The organism is Caballeronia sp. LZ043 (assembly GCF_031451075.1).
Lineage (GTDB): Bacteria > Pseudomonadota > Gammaproteobacteria > Burkholderiales > Burkholderiaceae > Caballeronia.
Genome location: NZ_JARUXT010000002.1, coordinates 944,647 through 967,731, shown reverse-complemented (window position 1 = coordinate 967,731; position 23,085 = coordinate 944,647). Strand labels below are relative to the sequence as shown.

The window sequence follows — 23,085 nt, the reverse complement described above, 5'->3', positions numbered from 1 at the left end:
CGGCCGATGCTGCCCAAGGTTGCGCGAACGCCGGACAGGCTCGTTTCCCTCCACACCGACCCAACCAAACAGGCAAACTCATGAACAACGCCGAGTCCAATCCCACTCAGGCGCAACAGAGGGAGATCCAGGCCAAAACGCCTTCTGCGACACCGGCAACGGAGACCGCCCGCGCCAATCCCGAGGTTATGGCACGAGATCACGTTGGAGCGAGTCCACCACCGACCTCATATCAAACCGGAGCAAGGGACCGAGATCCGCTGCCGCCCATCGATCTGAATGCTTCGACTTCAGCCTCGCCGGACCCGCTCAAACGGGCCAAGTCTCGTATCGTCTCACTGGACAACGCCAATATGGAGGCGTCCGATGACACCGTGGACACGGATGGCAAAGGGCTCGAGGCGAAACGGGATCTGCCAATGCAGCACGATAACGTGGTCGGCACCAACGCAACGCTCGTCAACCACGTACCGGCGCCTGCAATGGGGCTGGGCGGCATTGACAGCCGAAGGGAAGGCAATCGCCCATCGATCCAACTGCGAGCGGGCTGGACCATGGACTACCACGGACGCATCGAGACACCGACACGCAATGGCGGACGCGTCGAGCACCTTATCGCCATTGTGCGGAGAGAATCGTGATTCCACGCGTTTGCCATTTCTATCAATTCCCGCGTCGGCGACCGGGTCCTAGCTTCGTGGACGCGCTCCGCGCACCGATGGTCTTATCCATTGTCGCGGGCCTTGTCGGATGTGCCCCCTCGGGTGATCCCGGACGTCGAGCGGTGGAGCAGGACAGCCAGGCGTATCGATGCGCCGGGTTCAACCCTGTCGCCGACGAAACGAGGTATCCCTCAGATGTCGAACTTGCCAGTAGGACGCTCCAGCATTCGCCCGCTTGCTCCGAAGCGACGACGGGCCTGACATCGGGCCATAAGCCATGAAGAGCTTGCCGAAGAAGCGTCCACGAAGCCTGATATTGAGCCCTGCGTACGATTGAACGATGTACGGCGCGTGGATTCGCGTGCTCGACAACAAATTGCAGTACCGACAGACAGGAGGCGGCGTGCGTGCGACCCTAATAATCCGTGGATGCGGCGTCCCGCTGATCGAACCAGCCGATGTTCTCGCACTCATGGCGGCCGAGGGCCTTGTCTGCAGCCAGGACATTGGCCTGCGGCGTCTCGAGTTCGTCTGCTATGGTCAAGCCGCTGCGTTTCGCAGGTTCGCGTCAAGCGCGTTGATGCTGTCGGGCGTCACTTCAGTCACGTTGCAGCGAACCGATTGTACCGAGCAACGCAGCCCCAGCGCATCGAATTAGTAGTTAACCCAGCCATCTTCGTCTCGGTCGAGGGGTGAGCGACTCTCTGTCTGCGTTGGGCGCTTTCCTGTTCGGCCGTCTCCGCACTCGGCGACGGTGCAACCGCACGGTTACTACGCATGCTTTAGCCAGGAAGCGGCATCAGGTCGCGCTGCCACGTTCTCGAGTCATCGCTGGTCCTGTTCGGTTCGGTCGGCGTGCTGCTCGGACGCGTGTACGAGATGATAAAAATGGTGCTCGATATGCGACAGCGCGTATTGCGCGGCTGCATGCCTGACTTCATTGCGGTCGCCGTCGAACACTTTAGTCTCAGTCGCACTGATAATCTCGCCACTTCGCAATTTGAACGACCAACCAAAGCACTGGGTTTCGGGCGTGGGAACACTCCCAGCGTTGCCGTCCGCAACGCCGGTGTTGGAAACCGATACGTTTGCGCAACACGCTTCGTGTCTCAGCGCGCCTTCGGACATCTCGCGTGCGACCTCCTCGCCTGTCAGCCCATTTCGGTTCATTGTTTTTTCCTGAACGCCTAGAAAGCCGGCTTTTCCGGAAGGCGAAGACGTGATGAAGCCCACGTCCAGGCACGCGCCGCTGCCTGGAACTGACGAGATCAACGATGCGATGAAACCAGCCGTGCACGACTCGGCCGTAGCGAGCTTCAATGCTCTGGAACTCAGGAACGACACCACTTGCGTCGGAATGTCCATATCCGTCTCTTGTCTTAAACCGGCTAGTGATTACGATAAGCAATCCGTAATCCCGACTTACAGCTTTCGACCGTCACGGTCAGCGACGTCGGCCCTACCCTTTGCGCCTCCTTTCTTAAGGGCATCGGGCTCTCGCTTGGTGGCTCCGCTAGCATTCGGCGCGTGCACGGATAGCTGCGGGGGCCGATGATGAGTCCACGCGTCGGCCTTTCCAGAAGAAACAAGTCAAGCAGTCGAACCGAGACGGCTTTTTGGCGGCTCGGAACTGCAGTCCTGACGCGATGGGCCTCTTAGGAAGCGCTCGCCAGCGTCGCTGCGCACCGGGTCCGCTTTTACGCAACGGATGCCCGTCCGACGCCAACTTTTCGCTTGGTTGAGACGCCGAGAAACGCGCGGTATTGATCGGTTCGAGTACCTCGTTCTGATGCCCCATAAGCTAGCGCGCAGCGCGTCAGCGAGTGCGCCGTCGCCGACGGTTTCTCCGCCTTCTCCGCGACAACATCAAGGGCCTGCGGAAGGCAGGCACGACCTGCTCGTCGGTTGTTCATCAACCCAGGACACGCGCACCATTGAAGCCTCCGGAGATTCGATTCAGCCGACTCCTGTTCGGATTTGCAGGCGTGAGCGGGCGAGGGTCTCTGTTGCTGCCGGCACGGAACGCGAGTTGCTCCAACTAGCGGGCTCCTAAAGATCCCATCGACGGTTCGATGCCAGCACCGATTGAGGGCGATTCGATTGACGTTACAGTGACTGAAAAAGGTAATTGATCACCTGAATACCGACCCGTCCGCGCTTGCCCAGCTTTCTGACCGCGCGTCTGACGTTCCATTGCACCCTCGCGAGCTCGATAAGTCGCCCCGCGCGCCGCGCAGACGCTGGTGGTCGTTCGTCGGCGCGGGTTCGCTTATCGCAGTCGGCTATATGGACCCGGGAAACTGGGCGACCGCGCTGGCGGGCGGCGCCCGCTATGGTTATCGGTTACTTTTCGTCGTTCTGATCGCCAGTCTCATGGGCATGCTGTTGCAATGGGTGGCATCACGCGTGGGCTTGGTTACCGGACGCGATCTAGCGCAGCTTTGCCGTGAACGGTTCAGTCGGGGGACGACGCTCGGGCTCTGGGTGGCGTGCGAGATTGCGATCATTGCATGCGACGTGGCGGAGGTCGTAGGCAGCGCGGTCGCTCTGCAGATGTTGCTCGGCCTCTCACTCACCGCCGGCGTTCTGTGCTCGGCAGTGTGGACGTTTGTCATGCTCGCGCTGCAAAGCCGTGGCAAGCGGCCCTTGCAATGCGCGATTACGGCGCTGATCCTCTTTGTCGGTCTTTGCTTCGTGGTGGAACTGGCGCTTGCGCATCCCGATTGGGCTGACGCGCTGCGCGGCTTTACCCCGCCCCCCGCGTTGCTGCGAGACGCCGGCATGCTGTGGCTCGCCGCGGGCATTCTGGGGGCGACCGTGATGCCGCACAACCTGTATCTGCATTCGGCGCTCGTTAAGAGTCACGCGCCCAATCACGATGATGCCGCCATCGGCCGCGCGCTCAAGGGGGTGAACATTGATACTTTTGCTTCACTCGGTCTAGCGTTCGTGGTCAACGTCTCACTACTTGTCGTCGCGGCAGCAGTATTCCACGCAAGCGGCCATCGTGAGGTCGACGATCTCGCCGATGCGCATCGGCTGATTGCGCCGCTCTTGGGAAGTCACTGGGCCGGCGTTGCGTTCGCCTCTGCCCTGCTCGCCTGCGGCCTGAATGCGACGGTCACGGGAACGCTCGCCGGACAAGTGGTGATAGAAGGCTTTCTGAATCTGCGAATCGCACAATGGGCACGTGCCCTCCTGACGAGGTCGCTTGCGATCGGTCCTGCGCTGCTCGCCGTAGGGTTTTATGGGCAACACGGGTCGAACGCGCTGCTCGTTTCAACGCAGGTTGTGCTGAGTTTGCAATTGCCACTTGCAACCCTTCCGCTGGTGCGCTTTGCTTCGGACGTCGGCCTCATGGGCCGCTGGCGAGTGGCTCGTACGCCACTGCTCGCGGCGTGGGGATGCGCGGGCCTCATTGTCGGTTTGAACGCCGCGCTTTTATGGCAGGCCTTGGTCTGACAGGCATCGTGATCGAAAACGGCAGTTGAACCGCCGGGCAGTCGCCTTTTCTAGTCCGTTGCCAAGCATCATCCCACCTACGAAGCGTGCCGCCGGGTAACGCCAGTGCGAACTGGCGCGATGCCTGCGCGCGGGGCGTACGCGACCACCGGCGCGACGCAATTCTTGGAAAAGGGGCTGCAAACAGGTCGACAATATTGGCGGAACGCGATTTGCTGTGCCCGACATGCGAACCTCCTTGTCGAAGTTTTTCGTCACCACGCACGGGGCTTCGGGTGAACCCGAGCGACATGCATATCATGCAAATCGCGTTGTTCCCGGCAGTCATTCAGACCAGCCGCATTCTTGAATTGTGGCACCCCACGCTTGCGGTGTGCTGTGCAGTCTTTGCCGCGATTCTGCTGGCGTGCCTTGTCGCGATCGTGCGTGCGCCACGTGCCAATCGCGCGACCGCCGTGGATCTAGTCAGCATTGACCTTCCGCAGCCTCGGGCGCGTTTCTTGGGTCGTCGTCGCGACGGGCGTCTCGACGTTGCTTCTGCTCGGACTCTTGCTCGCGGACCTCATGACCGACCGCGCGCTGTCGCGCCTGCCGGTCGATGACGCGTTGCGCATCGAGAAGACGAGTATCAATGGTGGTGCGAAGCGAAATATCGGAGCGATGCAAACACGCCCGAATTTACGCTGGCCAACGAACTACACGAACCGGTGGGTCGGCCCATGATTTTCGCGTTGAAGGCGGCTGATGTCATCCACGCGTTTTGGGTGCCGTATTTGCATGGCAAGAAAAAGATGATTCCCGGGCGTGAGGCGACCATCGAGTTCCGCGCGGACAAGGCGGGCGTCTACCGCGGGCAGTGCGCGGAATTCTGCAGCTACGAGCATGCGCTCATGGCGTTCTCCACCACCGCCGACCCACCTGCGCGATATGCGGCGTGGGCTGCGCAGCAGCGCCAGCCGGCCGCGGCGCCCGTCGACGCCCTCGCGCTGCACGGGTGCGACGTCTCTATTAGCCAAGATTGCGCGCGCTGCCATAACGTGCGCGGCACCGATGCGACTGGCACCATCGGTCCCAACCTTACGCATCTGGCGCGGCGTCATGATTTCAGCACGACTTTGATACAGCCATCTTCCTTGTCACGGAACGTTCGGGCACACGATCGATCACGACCACCTGCTTCGCCCCAAGCAAAAGCGCGCTGCGCGCGGCCATCTGTCCGACAGGGCCCGCGCCCCAGATTGCGACTGTCGGTCGGTTCGATCGCGCATTGCACCGCCGGCTGCCAGTCAGTGAAGAAGAATCCGCTGAGCCTTCTTTCCCTTGAATACGCGCTGATTCCGAGGTCACTGCCGCACGGCGGTTGAGGAATGGCGCATCGAGTACAACGCTGAGCGGCCCCATAGCTCGCTCGGCTATCTGACGCCGATGCAGTTTGCGCAGGTGCATGCAGCGGAGGAATTAACCTCGGACTCTAACTACACTTCCGGGGCAGGTCACTTGGCCCCAACCATGGCAACGCACCCTCTACGTGTTCTGCCGCAAGCACTACGTAGTTCGCTTCCGGTGTTAATGACCGATGGCTCGGTAGCCGGCAGCAAAGCGCGCTTGTATACGTTCGGTTTCCCACAGGCGCTGTGCCTCTGATTTGGTCCCCTCTGTTAGAAAAGGAGGAAAGGATGGAGCGTAGCGCTACGATACGGTTGACCTTGGTTCGCTCGAAGGACGACGAGGCAACATTCAGCCCGAATTATCAACGCGAACTCAAACAGTTCTATCAGTTGGTGCGTGCGGACGGCACTCGAATGAGCGCCGTGTCATTCACTATGGCTGGCGTGGCGGAGGATCGAGGCCTTACGGAGAGTTCGTCGTGCGGCTCGCGCAAGAAGTCGGAGCAACCGCTTCGCGTGCCGCACATGCCTGGCAGCAAGGCCGAGCTGGACGCACCGTGCGGGTGGTGCTGAACAAGCTTGAATTCGACATCAGTACGGCGGCAGAATTCGAGGCGCTCCTTCGGCGCGCGCATGCCGACAAGGCATGACGACGCATCGGGCGTTCAGCAAGGTTTAGAGTCACGCTTCTCGTGGCTCTACACCAGGTTGTTAAGGGTTGTGAATTACAACGGAAGCACGCCAAGACCAGCGAGAGGGGCGCTTGCACAGACGTATCGGCGCGACGCATCGAAACCGTGGTGCGCGCGCCGCTCGGTTGGTGAAGGGTAGCGCTACTTCCCGCCCACATCGAGTCGTTTATCACCGGCAAGGGCCGGTGAGAGACGAATTCGAGACGCCGCGCTGTGACGCGGGCCATTGGCAGGGAACTGTCCGACTATCGCAAACCGCCGCCTGACCACAGGATGGCCAACGCGAGCGCGGCATAAGTTCCAGTTCAGCTTGCCGCGACTATCGAAGCAACTTCACGTCGGCATGCTCGATACAGTACCGATAGAAATCTTATTATTCTTCCTGGTGATGCTAAGACGGCCTTATACCGCTTACCTTGCTAAACACGGTCTAATACACCTCAACATGGTGCTTTCCCGTTTTCCTGTCGCACGACGTGTCTCCCAAGCCGCGGCGCCGGCCGTGCCGCCGGTATCACGACGGGCACGTGGCGAAGCTCCGTTATACTGCTTACGCGGCGGCTCGAAAAAGTTTGCTTTGTCGCTGCGGTCGTTGGCTCGTATCAACTAAGGATCACGCAATGTCTGATGACAAAAGAACCGCGGACGGGCTGACAGACGAGGAATCAACGTCAATGAAGATTACGAACTGCGCTATTAGAGCGGCAAGTCTGGCTGTACCCATGACGAGCTGCAAGCGGCTGCGAAGAAAGTGGGCGTGACGGCGGCCTATCTTGAGGCCTATCTGAAAAAGAGCAAGTAGGACCAGGCCACGTAGGGTTATTCGGCCCTGCAATGGTCGCACCGATTCCCGTTGCGGCATCGCACTCACCGCGCCGCCCTGGCGACAGTGCGGGTTCGTGGCCGACCGATGCCGCCGCTCGAACCACAGAACGACTTAACGCTCGGCGTTTTGCCAGCCCGTTGAGTCATCGACACGATCGGTCGGACCATTCTCGATGAAATCGTCTTCGAAGCTCTGGCCGATCAAATTATCGTAGTTCGCTTGCTCGCTACTGACGATGGCTCGGAACATTTGGATCAACGCGTTGCCATCTTGAAGGTGGGCGACGACTACACGAGCGGTGCGCAGCGAAACCGATTCCCGGACGGGCGGCGCCGTACTTCCATCATGCAATTCGAATGCGAAACGATGGACCTCCTCATGCCCTTCCGGCAGTTTGGTGTGGCCCCATATTGTTGCTCTCATGCGCGTACGAATGTATTTTCGGAGCATGACGCAAGGCGTGTGCTTCTACCCAGCTTCGTCCCCGTGACGTAAGCTCGACGGCAAGGGCGCGAAAAAGCCCGCGCGAACAGCGCTCGTGACTTCAATCTGATGCCTACGCGCGCGTACGCATCTTCAACCGGTCGCCGGCAAACAGCTCTCTGGACCATTGCCCGTTCGGCGCGCGGTAGATGCGCAATGTGATCGTGTCGTCTGCCATGGCTGCCTCCCGTGGAACTCCTGCACGATACACCCGCGCAGGCACGCGTCAGTAGCGCCGCGTGGTGCGGGCGTACGCCATATGTCCGCTTGTGATGCGGACAGGGCGTCAGGGCCCTGTCGCGGCGAGCATCAGGCGCGTACGCTTCATGTGATCGAGCTTGAGGACGTCAAGATAACCCCGGTCGACAATCTTCACCAGTGAGAATCACCTCCTCCGCACTCGCCCAAAAGCCTCACCGTTGATAGACGGGAGTCCACGGGTGCTATCTTCGCGGAGGGCGCCTCTTCCTCTTCGGCCCTACCCGTCAAAGGCATGCCTTATAGGCACCGTCAGACACCGAATGGGAAACGCCGCCTGCGATCTCGCTCGTCCGCGACAGGCACATCCATTGCGCTAAATGAAAAGCGCTGCAGGCGCTCCTTTTACGTTCATTGATCCTGGGATATTTCCGTGAAACTGCTAACCACTCGAGACGGTCTGCCCCGTTTGTCATGGGGCGCAATTTTCGCCGGCGTCATTCTCTCTATGGTCGTCTACCTGATCATGAGCGTGCTCGGAACGGCCATTGGCGCCTCGCTGCTGTCGCCCATGTCGAAGCCTGATCCGTTGCGTGGGTTCGGCTTCGGGTCTGGGGTGTGGGTCATCGTCACCACCGTACTGGCGGTCTTTGTCGGCTCGTACTACGCAGGCCGCTGCGCACCGGTGCTCGGATGGCTGCACGGTCTGTTGTCTTGGGCCGTGATGACGCTGCTTGTCGTGTACGGCATGACCTCATTGATCACCGGCGCGGTAAGCACGGCGGGTAGCGTCGCAGCGACGACCGCACAGGTCGGCGCGACCGCCGCAAATCAATCCGCCGCGACCCCGTCGATAGTTGACACGGCTAAGCAGCAGGTCCAGGCAGCAGTCGCGTCGGCGGCGTCGGCCGCTTCAAGTCCGCAAGCCGAACAGACGGCGCGTGAGACGGCAGACACCGCCGCACGGGGCGTGGCCCGGGCGAGCTGGTACTCGTTTGCCGCTCTCATCGTAGGGGCCATCATCGCCATCGTCTCGGGGGGCGCCGGTTTTCGCCATCAGCCGCCATTTGAGGAAAGCGGTGGTACGGCGACTGGTGACGGCACTCCGGTACGCAGCCGCGCAGTGCCCGGAGGCGGTCGTCTTTGAGTGAACCGGCACTTTCGACTGCCGGCGCAGCCGGCCGTCGTGCGCCTTAGGAGGAACGGATGCGAGAGGACGAGAATACCGGCGCTATTACAACGCCTGATTCACTCAGCGAAGTGCGCGTCGCGGCAGTCCAGGAAAAGATTGCGGTCGGAATCGAGACGGTGGAAACGGGTGCCGTTCGAGTGCGCAAGGTCGTCCATGAAGAAGAGCATCCTGTCTCGCTGCAACTCCGTAGTCAGAAGGTCGAGATTCAGCGCATACCAATCAACCGGCCGGTCGAAGAGAAAGAGGAGCCACGGCGCGAAGGCGATACCCTCGTCATCCCAATCTACGAATATGTCCCAGTGGTCCGGATGCAGCTCACCTTGAAGGAAGAGGTGCGCGTCAGGACCGCCGAAGCGCAAGAAGACGTGACGTCTCGCGTGCTGACAAACTCAGAAGAACTCGTCGTTGAGCGTCGCGAAGGCCCGAACGGTCCATGGAAAAAAGACTGCTCATTCGACTGAATCGACCAGAGGAAAAGCGGAACATTTGTTGCAAGACTGCCAGACCCTCAGACACATTGGTCCTTTAACTTGTTCGGAGAACTTGAAATGGCACAAACGATAATCGGCGTATTCGACACGTTCGAAGCGGCGGAGCGCGCTCAAACGCGACTTGAGTCGGAAGGCATCGCTCGCGCGGAGATGGAAATTCAACGTGCGACTACCGGGGACATTTCGGCGACGGGCAGTGATCCGACGGCCCGGCCTGTCACAAGTGAGGTTGCGGACGACGGACGTCACGATGGACCCATAAGTGGCATCGAACACTTCTTCAAAAGACTGTTCGGCGGCGACGACGAACCTGAGGAGATCGGCCACTATCACGAAGCAGTTCGTCGAGGGGGCGCATTACTTTCCGTGGAGGTCAAGGACGAAGCATCTGTGGAACGCGTGCGGGACGCACTGTATGCATCGGGCGCGGTCGACATCGACTCGCGCGTCGCGCAGTGGCGCAGTGGCGGATATACGGGCTATGACCGCAACGCACCCTCCTACACCGCAGACGAAATCGCGGCAGAACGTAAAGCTTTTCCGGTCGTCCAGGAAACGCTGGAGGTCGGCAAGCGCGAAGTGCACACAGGCGGCGTTCGCGTATATTCCCGCGTGACCGAAACGCCGGTCAGTGAATCAGTCAATCTGCGTGAAGAACGCACGACCATTGAGCGCAGAGCCGTGGACCGTCCAGCGACCGCAGCTGATCTCAAGGAAGGCTCCGTCGAAATTCGTGAAACACAAGAGCAGCCCGTGGTTGGCAAAACCGCGCGTGCTGTTGAAGAGGTGGTGGTGGGCAAGGAAGCGTCAACCAGGACGGAAACAGTCAACGATACGGTACGTGGCACGGAGGTAGACGTCGAAAGAACGGCGGGTACGGACGACAGCCCCGCTGTCGACCCAGTTAATAAGCCGCCGCTTTAAAACCGGTAAGTGGGGATGAGCGCGAAAACGGCCGCGCCGTCCCCTCTGTTTCTCGTCTACATCAGCTCTTGCGTTTAGAGGAAGCCATGGCGGACACGGTCCACGAACCGGTCGACTCCCTGATCGGAGAAGGCCGACCCAACCTATGAATTTCCGACCAGCGGGAACCACGGCGCGTCCGAAGGAGACACTCAGCCGCCTGCGACCGGTGGGGACGGCAATCAACGCGAAGCTTCACAGTCTGGAAACAACCAGTCATCAGGCGACGACGCGCGCGCCAATATGAAAAACAGGCTCTCGGACGTACAAGATACTGTCGTTCAAAAGTACAGGCTTGCGACGGAGACGACTGACGATTTTGTGCATGACAATCCTTGGAAGGCGATTGTCACCGCCGCGCTCGGAGGCGTGATCATTGGCATGCTGGTTTCGCGGTAGGCAGATGCGAACTGCAGCCTAGACGATCGTCGAGCGACGTATCGCTCGACGTGGCTGCAGAGAGCGCCGCTGACGGTCTGGCGGACGGGTCCGACACGGTCGGCACACGAGTCCGCCAGCATAACTGCTAAGCGTGCTGCGGGTCCGCCGGCCGCTATAAGACGAACCGATTGCTCTTCTGTCCGCGCTGCGCGATCTGCTGCGCATGGATGCGGTCAACACTCAATGGCCCCTCCCACCGGGCCACGTCGGGGAGGGGACTGGAGCTACTGTTTTATTTTGCCGGTCGCCTTTCCATTTCCGTCCGCCCCCGAAGCGCCATCCGGCGACATGCCCTTTTCACGTTGCTGCATCAGTGTGGGGCCGCCTGGGGTGCTTGCCCCCCTAGAAGCGCTGTCGGCCGCTTGATTCGTCGTGGCGCCGTTCTGAGTCGTTGGTGACGGCGCCTTCTGCGTGGTTTGCGCGAACGCGCTCGCGCTGGTCGCTACAAGAAGGACGCTTAATAAAGCTGAGATGCGATTCATGGCTGTCTATATGAACGCGTCCCGCTTGCAACAGTTTTCGAATGTTTTGACGGACAGGATGGGTTGCATCTCTATATCCAGCCTTGATGCAGACGTTACAGCCGCTGCGGGCCCTGATGAAATCCGCCGACTCGCACCTCATTCTCCTGACGAGCTCGAAGCTCTCTCAGCCATACAGGTTTAGCGAATCCCGGTCCTACCTGGTTTGTCATCACGCTCGATTACTGCGCAACCTTTCGACGTTCGCCCTGTGTTAAAGCATTGATCGTTCACGCAAGCGTTGACCGTTCAAGCAGATTTCACGCTCACGTAATCCTTCTGATACTGCCGTTCATGGCCGATACGGCCCAGATCGTCCTGGCTATCTTGTTGGCCAGAGCAACTACCACCACGTTGACCGGTCGCCGCAGCTTCATCTGCTCGACCCAATGTCCAGGCTCCTTCGCATGCGTCAATACGCTGCACGCACCGTGAATCAGCAACGTGCGTAGATACGTGTCTGCACGCTTGCTGATGCCCTGCAGACTCGCCTTGTCGCCAGAACCTGTCTGCTTCGGCACCAGCCCGGCCCAAGCGGCGAACTCCCGCCCGCTATGGAATGCCTTGGCATCGCCCATCGTCGCCACTGCCGCCGTTGCCGTGAGTAGCCCAACACCCGGGATCTCGCTGATCGCTTTCACCGCACAATCCTCTTTCTGCCAGTCGCGCATGCGCCGCTCGATCTCGGCGATTTGTGCGTCGATTCTCTTCAACCCATTCCACTGTTCGCGCAGCGTGTCGATCAACGCTGCAGGCAAGCGCTCGGCAAGGCGCCCCAGTGCCGCCGGAATCTCCGCGTCCAGTTTCGCCCGGCCCCGGCTCAACACCTCGTCGTATTCCGTCAGTAGCCCACGCAGGCCGTTGATTTGCATCGTGCGGAACTTCACCAACTGCTCGCGCATCCGGTGCAGCGCCAGCATGGCCTGCTGCACTTCTGTCTTCACCGCCACAGGCTTGCCCGGCTGCTGCACTGCCAGCCAGATCGCGCGCGCATCCGCCGCGTCGTTCTTGTTGCGGATGTTGAACGCCTTCACGAACTCTGCAGGCATCAGCCTCACCTCGTGTCCCAGCTTGATCAACTGCCTTGCCCAGTGGTGTGCTCCGCCACAGGCCTCCATACCGACTACGCACTTCGCACGATTGGCAAAGTGCTCCAGAAACTTCGCCCGCTTGATCGGCTTATTCACGATCTCGCCCGTTTCCTGATCAACGTAATGCACCTGGAACACGTTCTTGGCGATGTCCACCCCCACTGCCATACTGTTCATCGTGGATCCTCCGGTTGCCTGGAATATGCGTGCATTTTCCACCTGGGCACATCGATGCCGTCGGCGCGTGAGGATCCACCCTTCCTATACCTCTCGCTCAACCTCAGGGCGGGACGGGTTCATTTCATTCTCCGGAGCCTTTCACGGCTTCCCTCATTCTTGGACCAGATAGATTACGGCGCGACGGAACCCGGGTCGCGGTCACGATCCGCCGCCCCACTGGCTGCGTCTTTCGCATCCTCTTCTGCGTTGCCGACTTGTTTTTTTGCCTCGCCAGCAATTTGCTGAGCGCCGCCCTTTGCCTCTTGCGCGGGATCGTCCGTCATCTTGCCGACACCCTCGTTCATCTTCCCCTTCACCTTCTCTCCGACGCCTTTCACCTGATCTTCGTTCATGGCCGTGCCTGACGCGCCTGCGGATCGCAAGCGCATATAGCGGCGCAAAAAAGATGCCTTCAAATACCGGCCGCCTATAGTGAGACAAGGAAGCGAGAAATGTCGCAATCGTTCGAGATCATGGTGGAACGCTAGTCCGGCGGCTGGGTCTGGGCAGCCTTCTAGCGAAAGCGGAAGACGGCACAGCTATCATGGTTGGTCAGTCTTCGGAAGCGTTTGCTGCCGAAGAAATGGCGCGTCTTAACGCAGAGCACTCGTTGCACGACCTCTACGACAAGCCTATCGCGGACGGGCGACACGCCTAGGGGCATGGCCGTTGCTCTAATTGGACCATGAAACGTTCGAAGACTGTCATGGTTGCGACGCCTGGATTATGGACCGATCGCCTGTTTGACCGCGTGTTGCCGCCGGTCGTCGTGCTCATTGTCGACGACGATATGGCCGGCGCGCAGGCACTGGCTGCGGTTCTTGTGATTGAAGGTTTTCGGGCGACGGTCGTTGAGAGTGGCCCCGCCGCCTTCCGAATGCCGCTGGCGACAACGCCTCACGTCGTGATTCTCGATATGGAGATGCCCGCGTGCGATGGGTTCGCAGTGGCTTCAGCCACGCGAGGCTCCAGCCGCTTCGCGAACACGCCGATTATCGCCTATACCTCGCTGGCGGAAGCGGATGTGGAGGAACGTGGGAAGCAGGCGCAAATCGATGCTTTCTGCCGCAAAGGCATTTCGATCCAGCCGCTGCTCGATCTCATCGTACACGTCGCACCCGTCTAACTTCCGAGCGTGTCAATGGCTCATCCGCTGCAGCGCGCAGGGCCGCCTCGGTTGACCGAAAGCTTCGACGGTCGTCACTCATCGCTTGCTGCGGTTCGGCGGCTTCCCTCGATCCCGAACCGGTCGCTGAAAGCACGTCGGCCGGAGGATCCTGATTATCTTCGTAGGGACCGGTCGAGCCAAGCGACACCGGGCGACAACCACGTTGCGTCGGACACAAGTCTCGCGTGAAAAAGAAAAACCCGCTCGATTGAGCGGGTTAAAGCCATATCGGTGGACATGGAGGAGACAAACCCAGCATAACCCCCTAAGGGGTAAATGCAAGTCCTCATTTCACCTGTCTCACATAGGCAACGGCTTGCCTTTCCTGATTCCCCCTCCGGGCGCATTGCTTGCTGGTTTCGAACGGGAGGTGCCCCATGAAAGCGACAGCGTTCTTGGAACAAGCCGAACGGAAAGCGCAGGTCGTCGATGCGCTTCTCGTCGCGCGCTATGCGCTCGTCATCCATGACGGCATGACGCTGTTGGGCGATGACGAACCACCCACGCGGTGGCGAGCCAGTTTCAAGGCCGAGCTTCGGCGCATCGACGCGGCGCTCCAGATGGCGGGCATCGACACGCAGCAACCGCTCCGTCCGCCGATGATCGGGAACGACGCAGAACACAATGGCGACGGCTTGCCACCGGACGCGGACGACGAATGACATGGGGCGATGGAATGGTTCGCGCGCCACGCGCGCACGCCCTCCCGAGACTGCGCCAGGCGAAATGCCAGCGCTCGTCGAGCCACAACTCGCCACATTGGCGGAGCGACACCCTGCGAAGGGAGACTGGTCCTACGAGATCAAGTTCGACGGCTACCGAATGCTCGCGCGCATCGAGTTGGGCGACGTCAAGCTGATCACTCGCAACGGACACGATTGGACCGAGCGCATGCCGCGACTGCGAGACGCATTGGCGAGCCTGTCGCCCGATAGTGCCTGGATTGACGGCGAGGCGGTCGTGCTGGACGCCAGCGGTAAGCCCAACTTCAATGCGCTGCAGAACGCGTTCGACCGGCGCAGTACGGCAGACATTGTTCTTTATGTCTTTGATCTTTTGTGGCTGAACGGCACTGACATCCGCGAGCAGCCGCTCCGGTCGCGCCGGGCCCTCCTTCACGAGTTGATGCAGGGCGTCGCGAGCCCTCTCCTTCGCTACTCCGACGCTTTCGCCGAGGACCCGGCGTCCCTCGTGGCATCCGCCTGCAAGATGAAACTCGAAGGCATCATCGGCAAGCGCGCCGATGCACCGTACCGCTCGGGACGTTCACACTACTGGGTCAAGCTTAAATGCAATCTCAGACAAGAGTTCGTGATTGGGGCCTTTTCGCGCGTGAAGGGCGCCAAGACGGGCGTGCGTTCGTTGTTGCTGGGCGTCTATGAGCAAGACGGCACGCTCAGGTATGCGGGCCATGTGGCGCCTCATCTGACGCCCTCGCGCAGCGCCGCGTTCAGCAAGCGCGCTCAAGCGTTGCTTCAGGCCACGCCCGCCTTCTACAACCCGCCTCAACCCGAGCGTGATCGCGAATTCCACTGGCTCGTGCCCGACATCGTGGCGGAGGTGTCCTTCCTGGAGTGGACGCCCAACGGCGAAATCCGGCATCCCGTGTTTCATGCCTTGCGCGAAGACAAGCCCGCACGGGCGGTCACGGAAGAAAAGGTCGTTGATGATCCACAAGTAGGGGATGTGGGCTCCACGCGGGAACGATCCGATCCCCGCGGCACAGTCATCGTGGGCGACATCAAGATCAGCAACCCACAGCGCGTGATGGATCAGGCCTCAGGCCGCATCAAGCTCGACATCGTGCGCTACTACGACGCGATCGCGGAGTGGGCACTGCCCTATCTGCACGGCCGGCCGCTTGCGCTCGTACGTGCGCCTGACGGCATTGCGGGTGAACTGTTCTTCCAGAAGCACTTCGAGCGTGCCCGCATTCCGGGCGTGGAAGAGTTGCCCGAAAGCGTTTATCCGGGACATAAACCGCTGCCGGTTGCCGACACGGCTGACGCGCTGGTCGGGCTCGCTCAGATGAGCGTCGTCGAAATTCATTCATGGAACGGCGTGGCGCCGGCGCTAGAACACCCCGACCGTGTCATCTTTGATCTCGATTCCGATCCCGCGCTGCCCTGGTCCGCGATGCTGGAAGCCGCATCACTCGTCAAGGTCGTGCTCGACGAACTGGGTCTACGCTCATTGCGAAGACCAGCGGCGGCAAGGGTTTTCACATCGTCGTGCCGTTGACCCGCCGGCAGGGGTGGGAGGACGTCAAGCTTTTCTCGCAAGCGGTCGCACAGCACATGACGCGCGTCGTACCACAGCGTTTTTCAGCCGTGCTGGGCCCGAAAAATCGAGTTGGGAAAATCTTCATCAACTATCTGCGCAAGGGACGAAGCGCCAGCACGGTGGCCGCGTTTTCGGTGCGCGCCCGCCCGGGCATGGCGGTATCAATGCCGATATCGTGGGATGAGCTAACGGATGTAAAAAGCGGCGACCAATGGCCGATGGCGCAGGCTATCCACCGGCAACGCACGCTTGCAGCGGACCCATGGGAAGGCTACTGGCGCACGCGGCAAGGCATCACTGCCGCGATGCGCCGCGCGGTCGGCATGAAGCGTTAGACACGTAGCACTTCATGCCGGTCGATCACATCACGGTTTGTCACCCACGCGCCTCGGTGCCTGTCAGTTCACCGTGCTTGTGTGAGTGTGTTGCCGCATATTTCAGTTCGAAGTGGGCGCCCTTGCCGCTTCTCGTCGGCGGAAAATGCTCGCCCTCGACACACGTGACTTCAAACGTATCCTTGCCATCGTCATGAACGACGGAATAGATGCCGGACACCTTGACGATCTCACCGGGCTTATACGAGTTGTCGCCTGCCATCGTTGCACCTCCTTAGTAAAGAACACAAACAGCTGAGCAAGACACGTTCCGAGTGGCGTCCGGTAAGCGGCTGCCGCTGTCCACGATTTATGCGGCGAGTCGATGCTCGTAGTAAGGCCGGTCCCGATCCTCGAGAATTGCATCGAGTGCGGCCAGGTCGGACGCCTGCGGGTTCAACCAGGCGTCGACGTTCTCACGCTTGATCGGGACGATGCAGCGATCGTGGCCTGCGGCCTCTACTTCGGCGGGCGGCTCGTCTGTGATGACGGCAAAGGAGAGGAGATCGGTTGACCGGGCGCCGTCCACTTCGACCAGAGACATGCGACCATCAGCAGCTGAGCGTTACCAAGCCGAAACTCGAGGACGACGTTTTCGCCGGGCGCCTGCGGCCCGTCATGCGTTTCGAACAGCGTGTTCTCGCACTTCGCTCGCATGACGTTCTCGTAGAAGACGTCAACGAGCATCAGCCCATGTGTGTAGCCAAAGCACGGCTTCCAGGATTTTTCCAGGCTATCTCGCCGCGCGTTGTATGTTCCGGGGTATTTGAAATCGTAGTTCGCGGGCTTCCCGGCGATACGACACTGGTAGCGCATCGGCTTGACAACATACTGCCCGTCTTCGACTACAAGCACGGGCGCGTAGTAGCCGGGAAAAATGCGTGAATCGCGCGGGCTTCTGCTCAGTCCGCCCAAAGTCCGCAAGTCGGCGTAGCGCCGCATCGATCTTGTCCGTCGCGATGCGCTTGCTTTCAGTAGCTGCTTTGGTCGTCTTGATCTGCAGCGTGCGCTCTGCACCGGCCAGCCGCGTGCGCTGTTTGAAAAGTTCCTGCTCGACTTGGGTCGCCTGTTGCGCGTTGTACCGGTCGATGAAGGTCTTGATCTGGCGCTCGTCATCCGTCTGAGGCTCTCGGAAGGCGTCTTCCATCGCCTTTGGGATTTTTGCCTTGCTGCCTTCGGCGCGCTACCAGAACCATCGCGCGAACTCGACGCGCTTTGGATACTTCGGCTCGACGGCATCGGTCTGCCGCAGCCAGCTGCATATCGTGTTTCGGGACAGGCCCGTAAGCCTCGCAATCTCGCGCAGCGGGACCTTCTCGCGGAAATACATCCGCCTGATCTTGGCCAATATGCCCACCGTGATCACCTTTGTATCCCCTGCTCAAGGATTGAGCAGGGCATTCAATCACGTGGGTCAATATTCGATGAAAATTACAGGCTCAGGTGGGTCAGTTCTGCGTGCACATCAACACGTGACACAGAGCAGGTAAGTAGCGACCGTCTTTGCAGCGTACCGGCGTTGGCTCAGGTACTGCTTGAACGCATCAACGTATGGCATGATCCGCCCGTCGGCGATAACGTTTATGTCGGTACGGTGGAGGCAGTGAACGATGTCCATAATGATCTCCAGAAGTGAGACCATCACTGCATCACAGGTCGAAACTATGTTCAGATCCTTGCTCGCCTACCTTGCCAGAGCCTCGCTATGCTTGAGTCGGCGCCCTCAGCGACCGATCACCTGCGCATAGTCGCGACCTGAGCATAGGGATCGCTATGCAGAGGTTTACATAGCGACCCATTGCTGACGGTCGCGCTTGCAGGCGTTGAAGGGCGGTTATCGGGGTGATACGGACAATTGGTACATGTGGCCTAACTGCGCGTCGCCCTCGTCGACCGTTCCGCCGGCCTTTGTTTGCCTTTGTTGAAGTCTGGATTTGATAAGAACCTTCTTCCTATCGTCTTTGGCTTTTGGTCAGTTAAACCAATTGTTTACTCACCTTAGCATCGTAAGACGCTTGTGCAGCCGCTATCGTTCTGAGGTTTTCAAAAGCCCAATCTCCCAAAGCGCGGACTGGGTCTGCTAACGAATGTCCGATCTTCGTAAGTTCATAGTCGACCCGGGGTGGAATGGAAGGTGTGACTGTGCGCGTAACCAACCCGTCTCGCTCCATATTCCGCAGCGTCAGAGTAAGCATCCGCTGCGAGATACCGTCGATGCCGCGTTTCAGTTCATTGAACCGATGCCCGCGCTCACGAAGCAGGATGATGACCATCACTGTCCATTTGTCGCCGATGTGGCCAATCACCTGGCTCACCTTTAGGCAGGCAGCGGGTTCACGGCTAGCTGGTATGTTTTGAGAGTTGGGGTTAGTCACATTCATGTGCCCTAGGTATCAAACGTGTGCGTTCTTGTGGGCGGATTTGGGTAGGCACATACTACCACTTGGTAACCAAACGGAACCTAATTCCACCATGAAGCTCTTGCACGTAGATAGCAGTATTACTGGCCCGCGCTCGGTCTCCCGCGAGCTTTCATCGCTGATCGTTAAGAAACTTGGCGGTTCGGAACAGCACGACATTACCTACCGCGACATCGTGGCGGATGACCTACCGCATTTCACTGCCGTGACTGCCCCTTCCGCCCACCCTCTCTCCAAGGCAGCGCCGATCTTAGACCCGCTTCAGCAGTCCAAGCGCGACACGAGCGACGCAGTTCTTCGCGAGTTTGTCGACGCCGACATCGTCGTCATCGGAGTACCGATGTACAACTTCACGTTGCCGTCTGAGCTGAAGGCATGGATCGATCGGCTTATCGTGCCGGGAACGACGTTCCGTTACGGGTCGAACGGTCCCGAAGGGCTTGCGGGCAATAAGCGCGTCATTCTTGCAATTGCTCGGGGCGGTGTCTACGGCGAGCAATCGGCCTTCAGGTCCGCTGAACACGCAGAGTCGTTTCTGCGCGTAGCGCTTGGATTCATCGGCGTTAAAAACATCGAAACGATTGTGGCCGAGGGTCTCAACATGGCGGACGCAAGAGAGAAAGCCATTCTATCGGCCCGCGAAGCCGTTGAACAACTCGCGGCGTAGACCAAGGTTGGACTACAGCTCGCCTGTGAGGCAGCTTTGACCCATCCATTCCAATCAGCAGGTCATAAAATGCTTCATCGACTACCAACATATTTCCTCTCACATGGAGGCGGCCCTTGGCCGTGGATGAAAGACTACCGGCCCGGCGTTTATGATCAGCTGGAAGAATCACTGAAGAGTGTGCGGCGCGAACTGGGCGAGGCCCCCCGGGCGGTGCTGATGATCTCAGGGCATTGGGAATCGGACCGTTTCTGGCTGTCGTCCGCTGCTCATCCGCCGATGTACTACGACTACTCCGGCTTTCCCGAGCATACTTACCGCATTCGCTATGACGCGCCTGGTGATCCCGAGCTAGCCGAACTCATCCGCGATTTGCTTCAACAAGGAGGCCAGCCGACAGGTCTGGACCCGCATCGCGGATTCGACCATGGCACCTTCTCTCTCATGCACACTCTTTATCGTGAGGGTGAACTGCCGCTAGTCCAGCTTTCCATGAAGGCGGACTTCGATCCGGCCGAGCACATCAGGGTAGGAGAGCTACTTGCCCCATTAAGGGATCAGGGCGTCCTCATTATAGGTAGCGGATTCAGCTTTCATGATACCCGTAGCATCATTAACGGCGCAGGCCAGCAGTCGACCGCCAAATTCGATGGATGGCTCGGTGAGACGTTGACGAGTTCGTCACCGCAGGAACGCAGGCGGCGTCTGATTGACTGGGTCAACGCACCGTCCGCAAGGGCGGCTCGTCCTCGTGAAGACCACCTTATCCCGTTGATGGTCGCCCTAGGTGCCGCCGGAGATGACCGCGGGCATCGCGTCTATCACGAGAGCGCCTTCATGGGTTCCATTACGGCGTCCAGCTATCGTTTTGGTGATCCCGTGATTTGCACGCCGCACTCCGAGACGGCGCTTCAAACAGAAATTCAGCGCAGTTAATAGTGAAGCTTATGATCTTTCTCGCGCTACGAAAATCTTGCGGCGTTGCGTAGCTATTGACCAAACCAGACGGTCTGTCGCGCCGTGATGCTATCTATTGGGCGGAGATTGCGGGGGGCATCGCAAGCGACGCATGTCGGTTTTGCCGTACTTGATCATGAAATCGCGTTGACCGCGTCCATGTCGAGGAGAGCAAGTGGCTAAGAAGCGCAACTTGGAACGGCCCCGCTATCCATAAGCAAGTGTAGGATCAACAAACAGAGAAGAGATATGTTCGAAACTGCGGGCCAGCTGTCACGCGTAATCGCAATTGAGGAGCACGTCTGGACTGCTGGGCTCCGCTCGGCGCTGCTCGAGTTGGGCGGTGACGAGACCATTAACTGGAGCAATCAACAGACAACCAACCGTCAGCTGCTCGATGTTGGAGAGGAGCGGTTGGCACGAATGGATGCCATGGGCGTGGATTTCCAGGTGCTTTCGATCACCGCGCCCGGGACGCAGCAACTGCCCCCTGCGCTGGCAGTGCCTCTGGCACGCGATGCCAATGATTTCCTTGCCGATGCAGTCCGGCGCCGGCCTGATCGCTTCGCCGCATTCGCCACATTACCTACGCCCGCCCCGGAGGCCGCCGCAGAGGAATTGCGCCGCTGCGTCGATGAACTGGACTTCGTTGGCGCGATGCTGTTTCCTCGCACCGGCGAAAAATATCTTGATCACACCAGTCATCGGCCAATCTTCGAAGCCGCCGCGGAATTGGATGTCCCCCTCTATATCCATCCTGGCCTCCCAATCGCGGCAGTGCGCGACGCCTGCTATAGCGGCTTTAGTCCCTCAACGAACCTGATGCTGGCGACCGGAGGGTGGGGTTGGCATGCAGAAGCGGGACTGACCGCCCTCCGGCTGATTCTCGCCGGAACCTTCGACCGCCACCCGAGCCTACAGCTCGTTCTTGGCCATATGGGGGAGATTGGAATAGCCCCACGTATCTAAGGACACAAGGACTCTCTTAAAATACGGATAGTCTTGTGACCATCACGAAGCCTAGTCATTACGTGGAAAACATCGAAATTCTGAGCGGGCCGGAGCGTCGTCGGCGACGCGCGGTGCAGGAAAAAGTCGCTATCGTGCAGGAGACGTTAGCTCCCGGCGCGTCGGTATCGGCAGTAGCGCGACGGCACGGCGTCAATCCGAACCAGGTGTTCGGCTGGCGCAAGCAATACCAGGAAGGCAGTCTGGCGGCAGTCAAAGCGGGTGAGACAGTCGTGCCTGCGTCAGAACTGGCCGCTGCCATCAAGGAAATAAAGGAACTGCAACGACTGCTCGGGAAGAAGACTATGGAGAACGAGATTCTCCGCGAGGCAGTTGAATGGGGCCGCTCAAAAAACCTGATTGCGCGCTCGCCCTTGCTGCCGGGGGACGACCATTGAAAACGGTCTGTGAAGTTCTCGGCGTGGCGCGCTCTGGTGTGGCGGTGAAGCAGGTTCGTGAAGCAGGCTGGCAGGATGGCCGCCGCGCTCGGATGCCTGACGACACGGGCCTGCTCGACGAAATCCAGATGCATGTGGCTGGTCTGCCGAGCTACGGCTACCGACGAATTTGGGCACTGCTGCGGCGCAGCCGCGAGATGGTCGGTGCGCCGTGCGTCAATCACAAAAGGGTCTACCGAGTGATGCGCGAGCACCAGTTGCTGCTGCGTCGGCCTGGTGTGCGGCGAGACAAGCGACGGCATGAGGGTCGCGTGGCCGTGGACCGGAGCAATACGCGCTGGTGCTCTGATGGCTTCGAGTTCCGATGCGACGATGGCCAGCCGCTGCGCGTGACGTTCGCGCTAGACTGCTGCGACCGGGAAGCGATTAGCTGGGCAGCGACGACAGCCGGCCATAGCGGCGATGTAGTACGCGATGTGATGCTGGCTGCTGTCGAGCAGCGCTTCGGCACAATGCAGGCCACGCAGCCTATCGAGTGGCTGACGGACAACGGTTCGGCCTATATCGACCATCGCACGCGCCGCTTCGCGCGAGAGCTGGGTCTGGAGCCGCTGACCACGCCTGTGCGCTCACCGCAGAGCAACGGCATGGCCGAGCGGTTCGTGAAAACGATGAAGCACGATTACGTCGCCTTCATGGAAAAGCCCGATGCGCCCACGGCGCTCACGCATCTGGCCGCTGCCTTCGAGCAGTATAACGAGCGCCACCCGCACAAAGCCCTGAAATACCGCTCGCCTCGCGAGTTTAGACGGGCTGCGGCATCATCAACCTAACGGTGTCCGTGTGTCCTGAGTTGCAGGGGCAACTACAGAGATGTTGGTCTCCTTCGCCGATCGAGCCAATGCGCTCACCGGAACTGCCAAGCTCGAACGGTCGGTACTTGACTTCATTACAGGAAACATCTACGCCACCCCTGGGGACGTGTTCAGTCACCGCATGCTGCGGCAGAACCTCGATGTCCTGGGTCCGGATCGGATCATGTTCGCGGTGGATGATCCCTTCAAAGGGACTCTCGGACAGCAAGGGAGCGATGCTTTGGGACGTGGCTTCTGCCGCGCATTTTATTGAGTCCGCGCCCATTAGCGCCGAAGAAAAGCCGAAATTGGCGCATCGGAACGCAG

The 23,085-nt window shown here is 59.8% G+C and carries 21 protein-coding genes and 6 pseudogenes; 18 read left to right on the top strand and 9 right to left on the bottom strand.

Going from position 1 to position 23,085, the window contains the following annotated elements:
- Window positions 1-80 precede the first annotated feature (80 nt).
- A complete protein-coding gene (locus QCE64_RS17940; RefSeq protein WP_310005192.1) occupies window positions 81-641 on the top strand; it encodes a DUF3005 domain-containing protein in 561 nt (186 codons plus the stop codon).
- Window positions 642-1,487: 846 nt separating this feature from the next.
- Here the strand turns inward: QCE64_RS17940 and QCE64_RS17935 are convergent.
- On the bottom strand, window positions 1,488-2,027 hold the full coding sequence (locus QCE64_RS17935; protein ID WP_310005188.1) for a nicotinamide-nucleotide amidohydrolase family protein: 540 nt from the start codon (window positions 2,025-2,027) through the stop codon (window positions 1,488-1,490).
- An 828-nt stretch (window positions 2,028-2,855) separates the two neighbouring features.
- Between QCE64_RS17935 and QCE64_RS17930 the strand changes: the two genes are divergently transcribed.
- From QCE64_RS17930 to QCE64_RS17920, 3 genes and pseudogenes are all read left to right on the top strand, one after another.
- Entirely contained in the window at window positions 2,856-4,124 is a 1,269-nt protein-coding gene (locus tag QCE64_RS17930; RefSeq protein WP_310005186.1) for an Nramp family divalent metal transporter, read from the top strand.
- A 471-nt stretch (window positions 4,125-4,595) separates the two neighbouring features.
- Window positions 4,596-4,847, top strand: coding sequence for a hypothetical protein (locus QCE64_RS17925; protein WP_310005184.1), 252 nt, complete (start codon window positions 4,596-4,598; stop codon window positions 4,845-4,847).
- A pseudogene (locus tag QCE64_RS17920) lies at window positions 4,844-4,963 on the top strand (cytochrome C oxidase subunit II); the annotation flags it as partial. The gene QCE64_RS17925 and the pseudogene QCE64_RS17920, both read left to right, overlap by 4 nt.
- 304 nt (window positions 4,964-5,267) lie before the next feature.
- Here QCE64_RS17920 and QCE64_RS17915 read toward each other — a convergent pair.
- A pseudogene (locus QCE64_RS17915) lies at window positions 5,268-5,421 on the bottom strand (glutathione-dependent formaldehyde dehydrogenase); the annotation flags it as partial.
- 77 nt (window positions 5,422-5,498) lie between these two features.
- Here QCE64_RS17915 and QCE64_RS37945 point away from each other — a divergent pair.
- Both QCE64_RS37945 and QCE64_RS17910 read left to right on the top strand, forming a co-directional pair.
- A complete protein-coding gene (locus QCE64_RS37945; protein ID WP_404987408.1) occupies window positions 5,499-5,768 on the top strand; it encodes a hypothetical protein in 270 nt (89 codons plus the stop codon).
- A gap of 223 nt (window positions 5,769-5,991) precedes the next feature.
- Window positions 5,992-6,162, top strand: a complete 171-nt coding sequence (locus QCE64_RS17910; protein ID WP_310005182.1) for a hypothetical protein — start codon at window positions 5,992-5,994, stop codon at window positions 6,160-6,162.
- A 979-nt stretch (window positions 6,163-7,141) separates the two neighbouring features.
- On the opposite strand, the gene QCE64_RS17905 is transcribed toward QCE64_RS17910, so the two are convergent.
- A complete protein-coding gene (locus tag QCE64_RS17905) occupies window positions 7,142-7,480 on the bottom strand; it encodes a hypothetical protein (protein WP_310005180.1) in 339 nt (112 codons plus the stop codon).
- Between the two features lie 664 nt (window positions 7,481-8,144).
- Between QCE64_RS17905 and QCE64_RS17900 the strand changes: the two genes are divergently transcribed.
- The 4 genes from QCE64_RS17900 to QCE64_RS37940 all read left to right on the top strand — a co-directional run bounded on the left by QCE64_RS17900 (window position 8,145) and on the right by QCE64_RS37940 (window position 10,756).
- Window positions 8,145-8,858: a hypothetical protein gene (locus QCE64_RS17900; RefSeq protein ID WP_310005178.1), complete on the top strand. Its 714-nt coding sequence runs from the start codon at window positions 8,145-8,147 to the stop codon at window positions 8,856-8,858.
- A 59-nt stretch (window positions 8,859-8,917) separates the two neighbouring features.
- Window positions 8,918-9,364: a YsnF/AvaK domain-containing protein gene (locus QCE64_RS17895; RefSeq protein ID WP_310005176.1), complete on the top strand. Its 447-nt coding sequence runs from the start codon at window positions 8,918-8,920 to the stop codon at window positions 9,362-9,364.
- Between the two features lie 87 nt (window positions 9,365-9,451).
- Window positions 9,452-10,318, top strand: coding sequence for a YsnF/AvaK domain-containing protein (locus QCE64_RS17890; protein WP_310005174.1), 867 nt, complete (start codon window positions 9,452-9,454; stop codon window positions 10,316-10,318).
- Between the two features lie 282 nt (window positions 10,319-10,600).
- A complete protein-coding gene (locus QCE64_RS37940; RefSeq protein WP_404987387.1) occupies window positions 10,601-10,756 on the top strand; it encodes a YqjD family protein in 156 nt (51 codons plus the stop codon).
- 812 nt (window positions 10,757-11,568) lie between these two features.
- On the opposite strand, the pseudogene QCE64_RS17885 reads toward QCE64_RS37940, so the two are convergent.
- Both QCE64_RS17885 and QCE64_RS17880 read right to left on the bottom strand, forming a co-directional pair.
- Window positions 11,569-12,587 (bottom strand): annotated as a pseudogene (locus QCE64_RS17885) (IS110 family transposase).
- Window positions 12,588-12,760: 173 nt separating this feature from the next.
- Window positions 12,761-12,982: a CsbD family protein gene (locus QCE64_RS17880; protein WP_310005171.1), complete on the bottom strand. Its 222-nt coding sequence runs from the start codon at window positions 12,980-12,982 to the stop codon at window positions 12,761-12,763.
- Window positions 12,983-13,314: 332 nt separating this feature from the next.
- Between QCE64_RS17880 and QCE64_RS17875 the strand changes: the two genes are divergently transcribed.
- The 3 genes and pseudogenes from QCE64_RS17875 to ligD all read left to right on the top strand — a co-directional run bounded on the left by QCE64_RS17875 (window position 13,315) and on the right by ligD (window position 16,415).
- Entirely contained in the window at window positions 13,315-13,755 is a 441-nt protein-coding gene (locus QCE64_RS17875) for a response regulator (RefSeq protein WP_310005170.1), read from the top strand.
- A 419-nt stretch (window positions 13,756-14,174) separates the two neighbouring features.
- Window positions 14,175-14,459, top strand: a complete 285-nt coding sequence (locus tag QCE64_RS17870; protein WP_310005168.1) for a hypothetical protein — start codon at window positions 14,175-14,177, stop codon at window positions 14,457-14,459.
- A pseudogene (gene ligD, locus QCE64_RS17865) lies at window positions 14,422-16,415 on the top strand (DNA ligase D). Before QCE64_RS17870 ends, ligD begins: the two are co-directional and overlap by 38 nt.
- Before the next feature lie 40 nt (window positions 16,416-16,455).
- Here ligD and QCE64_RS17855 read toward each other — a convergent pair.
- From QCE64_RS17855 to QCE64_RS17840, 4 genes and pseudogenes are all read right to left on the bottom strand, one after another.
- Window positions 16,456-16,677 carry a hypothetical protein gene (locus QCE64_RS17855; protein WP_310005163.1) on the bottom strand — a complete coding sequence of 74 codons (222 nt, stop codon included), beginning with the start codon at window positions 16,675-16,677 and terminating at the stop codon, window positions 16,456-16,458.
- An 87-nt stretch (window positions 16,678-16,764) separates the two neighbouring features.
- Window positions 16,765-17,661, bottom strand: a pseudogene (locus QCE64_RS17850) (SOS response-associated peptidase family protein); the annotation flags it as partial.
- Window positions 17,650-17,811 (bottom strand): annotated as a pseudogene (locus tag QCE64_RS17845) (IS21 family transposase); the annotation flags it as partial. The pseudogenes QCE64_RS17845 and QCE64_RS17850, both read right to left, overlap by 12 nt.
- A gap of 619 nt (window positions 17,812-18,430) precedes the next feature.
- Window positions 18,431-18,760, bottom strand: coding sequence for a helix-turn-helix domain-containing protein (locus QCE64_RS17840; protein WP_310005161.1), 330 nt, complete (start codon window positions 18,758-18,760; stop codon window positions 18,431-18,433).
- Between the two features lie 166 nt (window positions 18,761-18,926).
- On the opposite strand from QCE64_RS17840, the gene QCE64_RS17835 reads away from it, so the two are divergent.
- From QCE64_RS17835 to QCE64_RS17815, 5 genes are all read left to right on the top strand, one after another.
- On the top strand, window positions 18,927-19,541 hold the full coding sequence (locus tag QCE64_RS17835; protein WP_310005158.1) for an NAD(P)H-dependent oxidoreductase: 615 nt from the start codon (window positions 18,927-18,929) through the stop codon (window positions 19,539-19,541).
- 69 nt (window positions 19,542-19,610) lie between these two features.
- Window positions 19,611-20,477 (top strand): class III extradiol ring-cleavage dioxygenase, encoded by an 867-nt coding sequence (locus tag QCE64_RS17830; RefSeq protein ID WP_310005156.1) that lies wholly within the window; start codon window positions 19,611-19,613, stop codon window positions 20,475-20,477.
- Between the two features lie 270 nt (window positions 20,478-20,747).
- A complete protein-coding gene (locus QCE64_RS17825; protein WP_310005154.1) occupies window positions 20,748-21,467 on the top strand; it encodes an amidohydrolase family protein in 720 nt (239 codons plus the stop codon).
- A gap of 71 nt (window positions 21,468-21,538) precedes the next feature.
- A protein-coding gene (locus QCE64_RS17820) for an IS3 family transposase (protein ID WP_310005802.1) occupies window positions 21,539-22,737 on the top strand; the annotation gives its coding sequence in 2 pieces (ribosomal slippage) (window positions 21,539-21,854 and window positions 21,854-22,737; 1,200 coding nt in all).
- A gap of 40 nt (window positions 22,738-22,777) precedes the next feature.
- A complete protein-coding gene (locus QCE64_RS17815) occupies window positions 22,778-23,032 on the top strand; it encodes a hypothetical protein (RefSeq protein WP_310005152.1) in 255 nt (84 codons plus the stop codon).
- Window positions 23,033-23,085: the final 53 nt, after the last annotated feature.

Bases quoted from the DNA above. Each gene is read 5' to 3' on its own strand.
- QCE64_RS17935 (WP_310005188.1), bottom strand. From the start codon at position 2,027: ATGGACATTCCGACGCAAGTGGTGTCGTTCCTGAGTTCCAGAGCATTG.
- QCE64_RS17870 (WP_310005168.1), top strand. From the start codon at position 14,175: ATGAAAGCGACAGCGTTCTTGGAACAAGCCGAACGGAAAGCGCAGGTC.
- QCE64_RS17875 (WP_310005170.1), top strand. From the start codon at position 13,315: ATGAAACGTTCGAAGACTGTCATGGTTGCGACGCCTGGATTATGGACC.
- QCE64_RS17815 (WP_310005152.1), top strand. From the start codon at position 22,778: ATGTTGGTCTCCTTCGCCGATCGAGCCAATGCGCTCACCGGAACTGCC.
- QCE64_RS17835 (WP_310005158.1), top strand. From the start codon at position 18,927: ATGAAGCTCTTGCACGTAGATAGCAGTATTACTGGCCCGCGCTCGGTC.
- QCE64_RS37940 (WP_404987387.1), top strand. From the start codon at position 10,601: ATGAAAAACAGGCTCTCGGACGTACAAGATACTGTCGTTCAAAAGTAC.
- QCE64_RS17940 (WP_310005192.1), top strand. From the start codon at position 81: ATGAACAACGCCGAGTCCAATCCCACTCAGGCGCAACAGAGGGAGATC.
- QCE64_RS17895 (WP_310005176.1), top strand. From the start codon at position 8,918: ATGCGAGAGGACGAGAATACCGGCGCTATTACAACGCCTGATTCACTC.
- QCE64_RS17830 (WP_310005156.1), top strand. From the start codon at position 19,611: ATGCTTCATCGACTACCAACATATTTCCTCTCACATGGAGGCGGCCCT.
- QCE64_RS17905 (WP_310005180.1), bottom strand. From the start codon at position 7,480: ATGCTCCGAAAATACATTCGTACGCGCATGAGAGCAACAATATGGGGC.
- QCE64_RS17890 (WP_310005174.1), top strand. From the start codon at position 9,452: ATGGCACAAACGATAATCGGCGTATTCGACACGTTCGAAGCGGCGGAG.
- QCE64_RS17825 (WP_310005154.1), top strand. From the start codon at position 20,748: ATGTTCGAAACTGCGGGCCAGCTGTCACGCGTAATCGCAATTGAGGAG.
- QCE64_RS17880 (WP_310005171.1), bottom strand. From the start codon at position 12,982: ATGAACGAAGATCAGGTGAAAGGCGTCGGAGAGAAGGTGAAGGGGAAG.
- QCE64_RS17855 (WP_310005163.1), bottom strand. From the start codon at position 16,677: ATGGCAGGCGACAACTCGTATAAGCCCGGTGAGATCGTCAAGGTGTCC.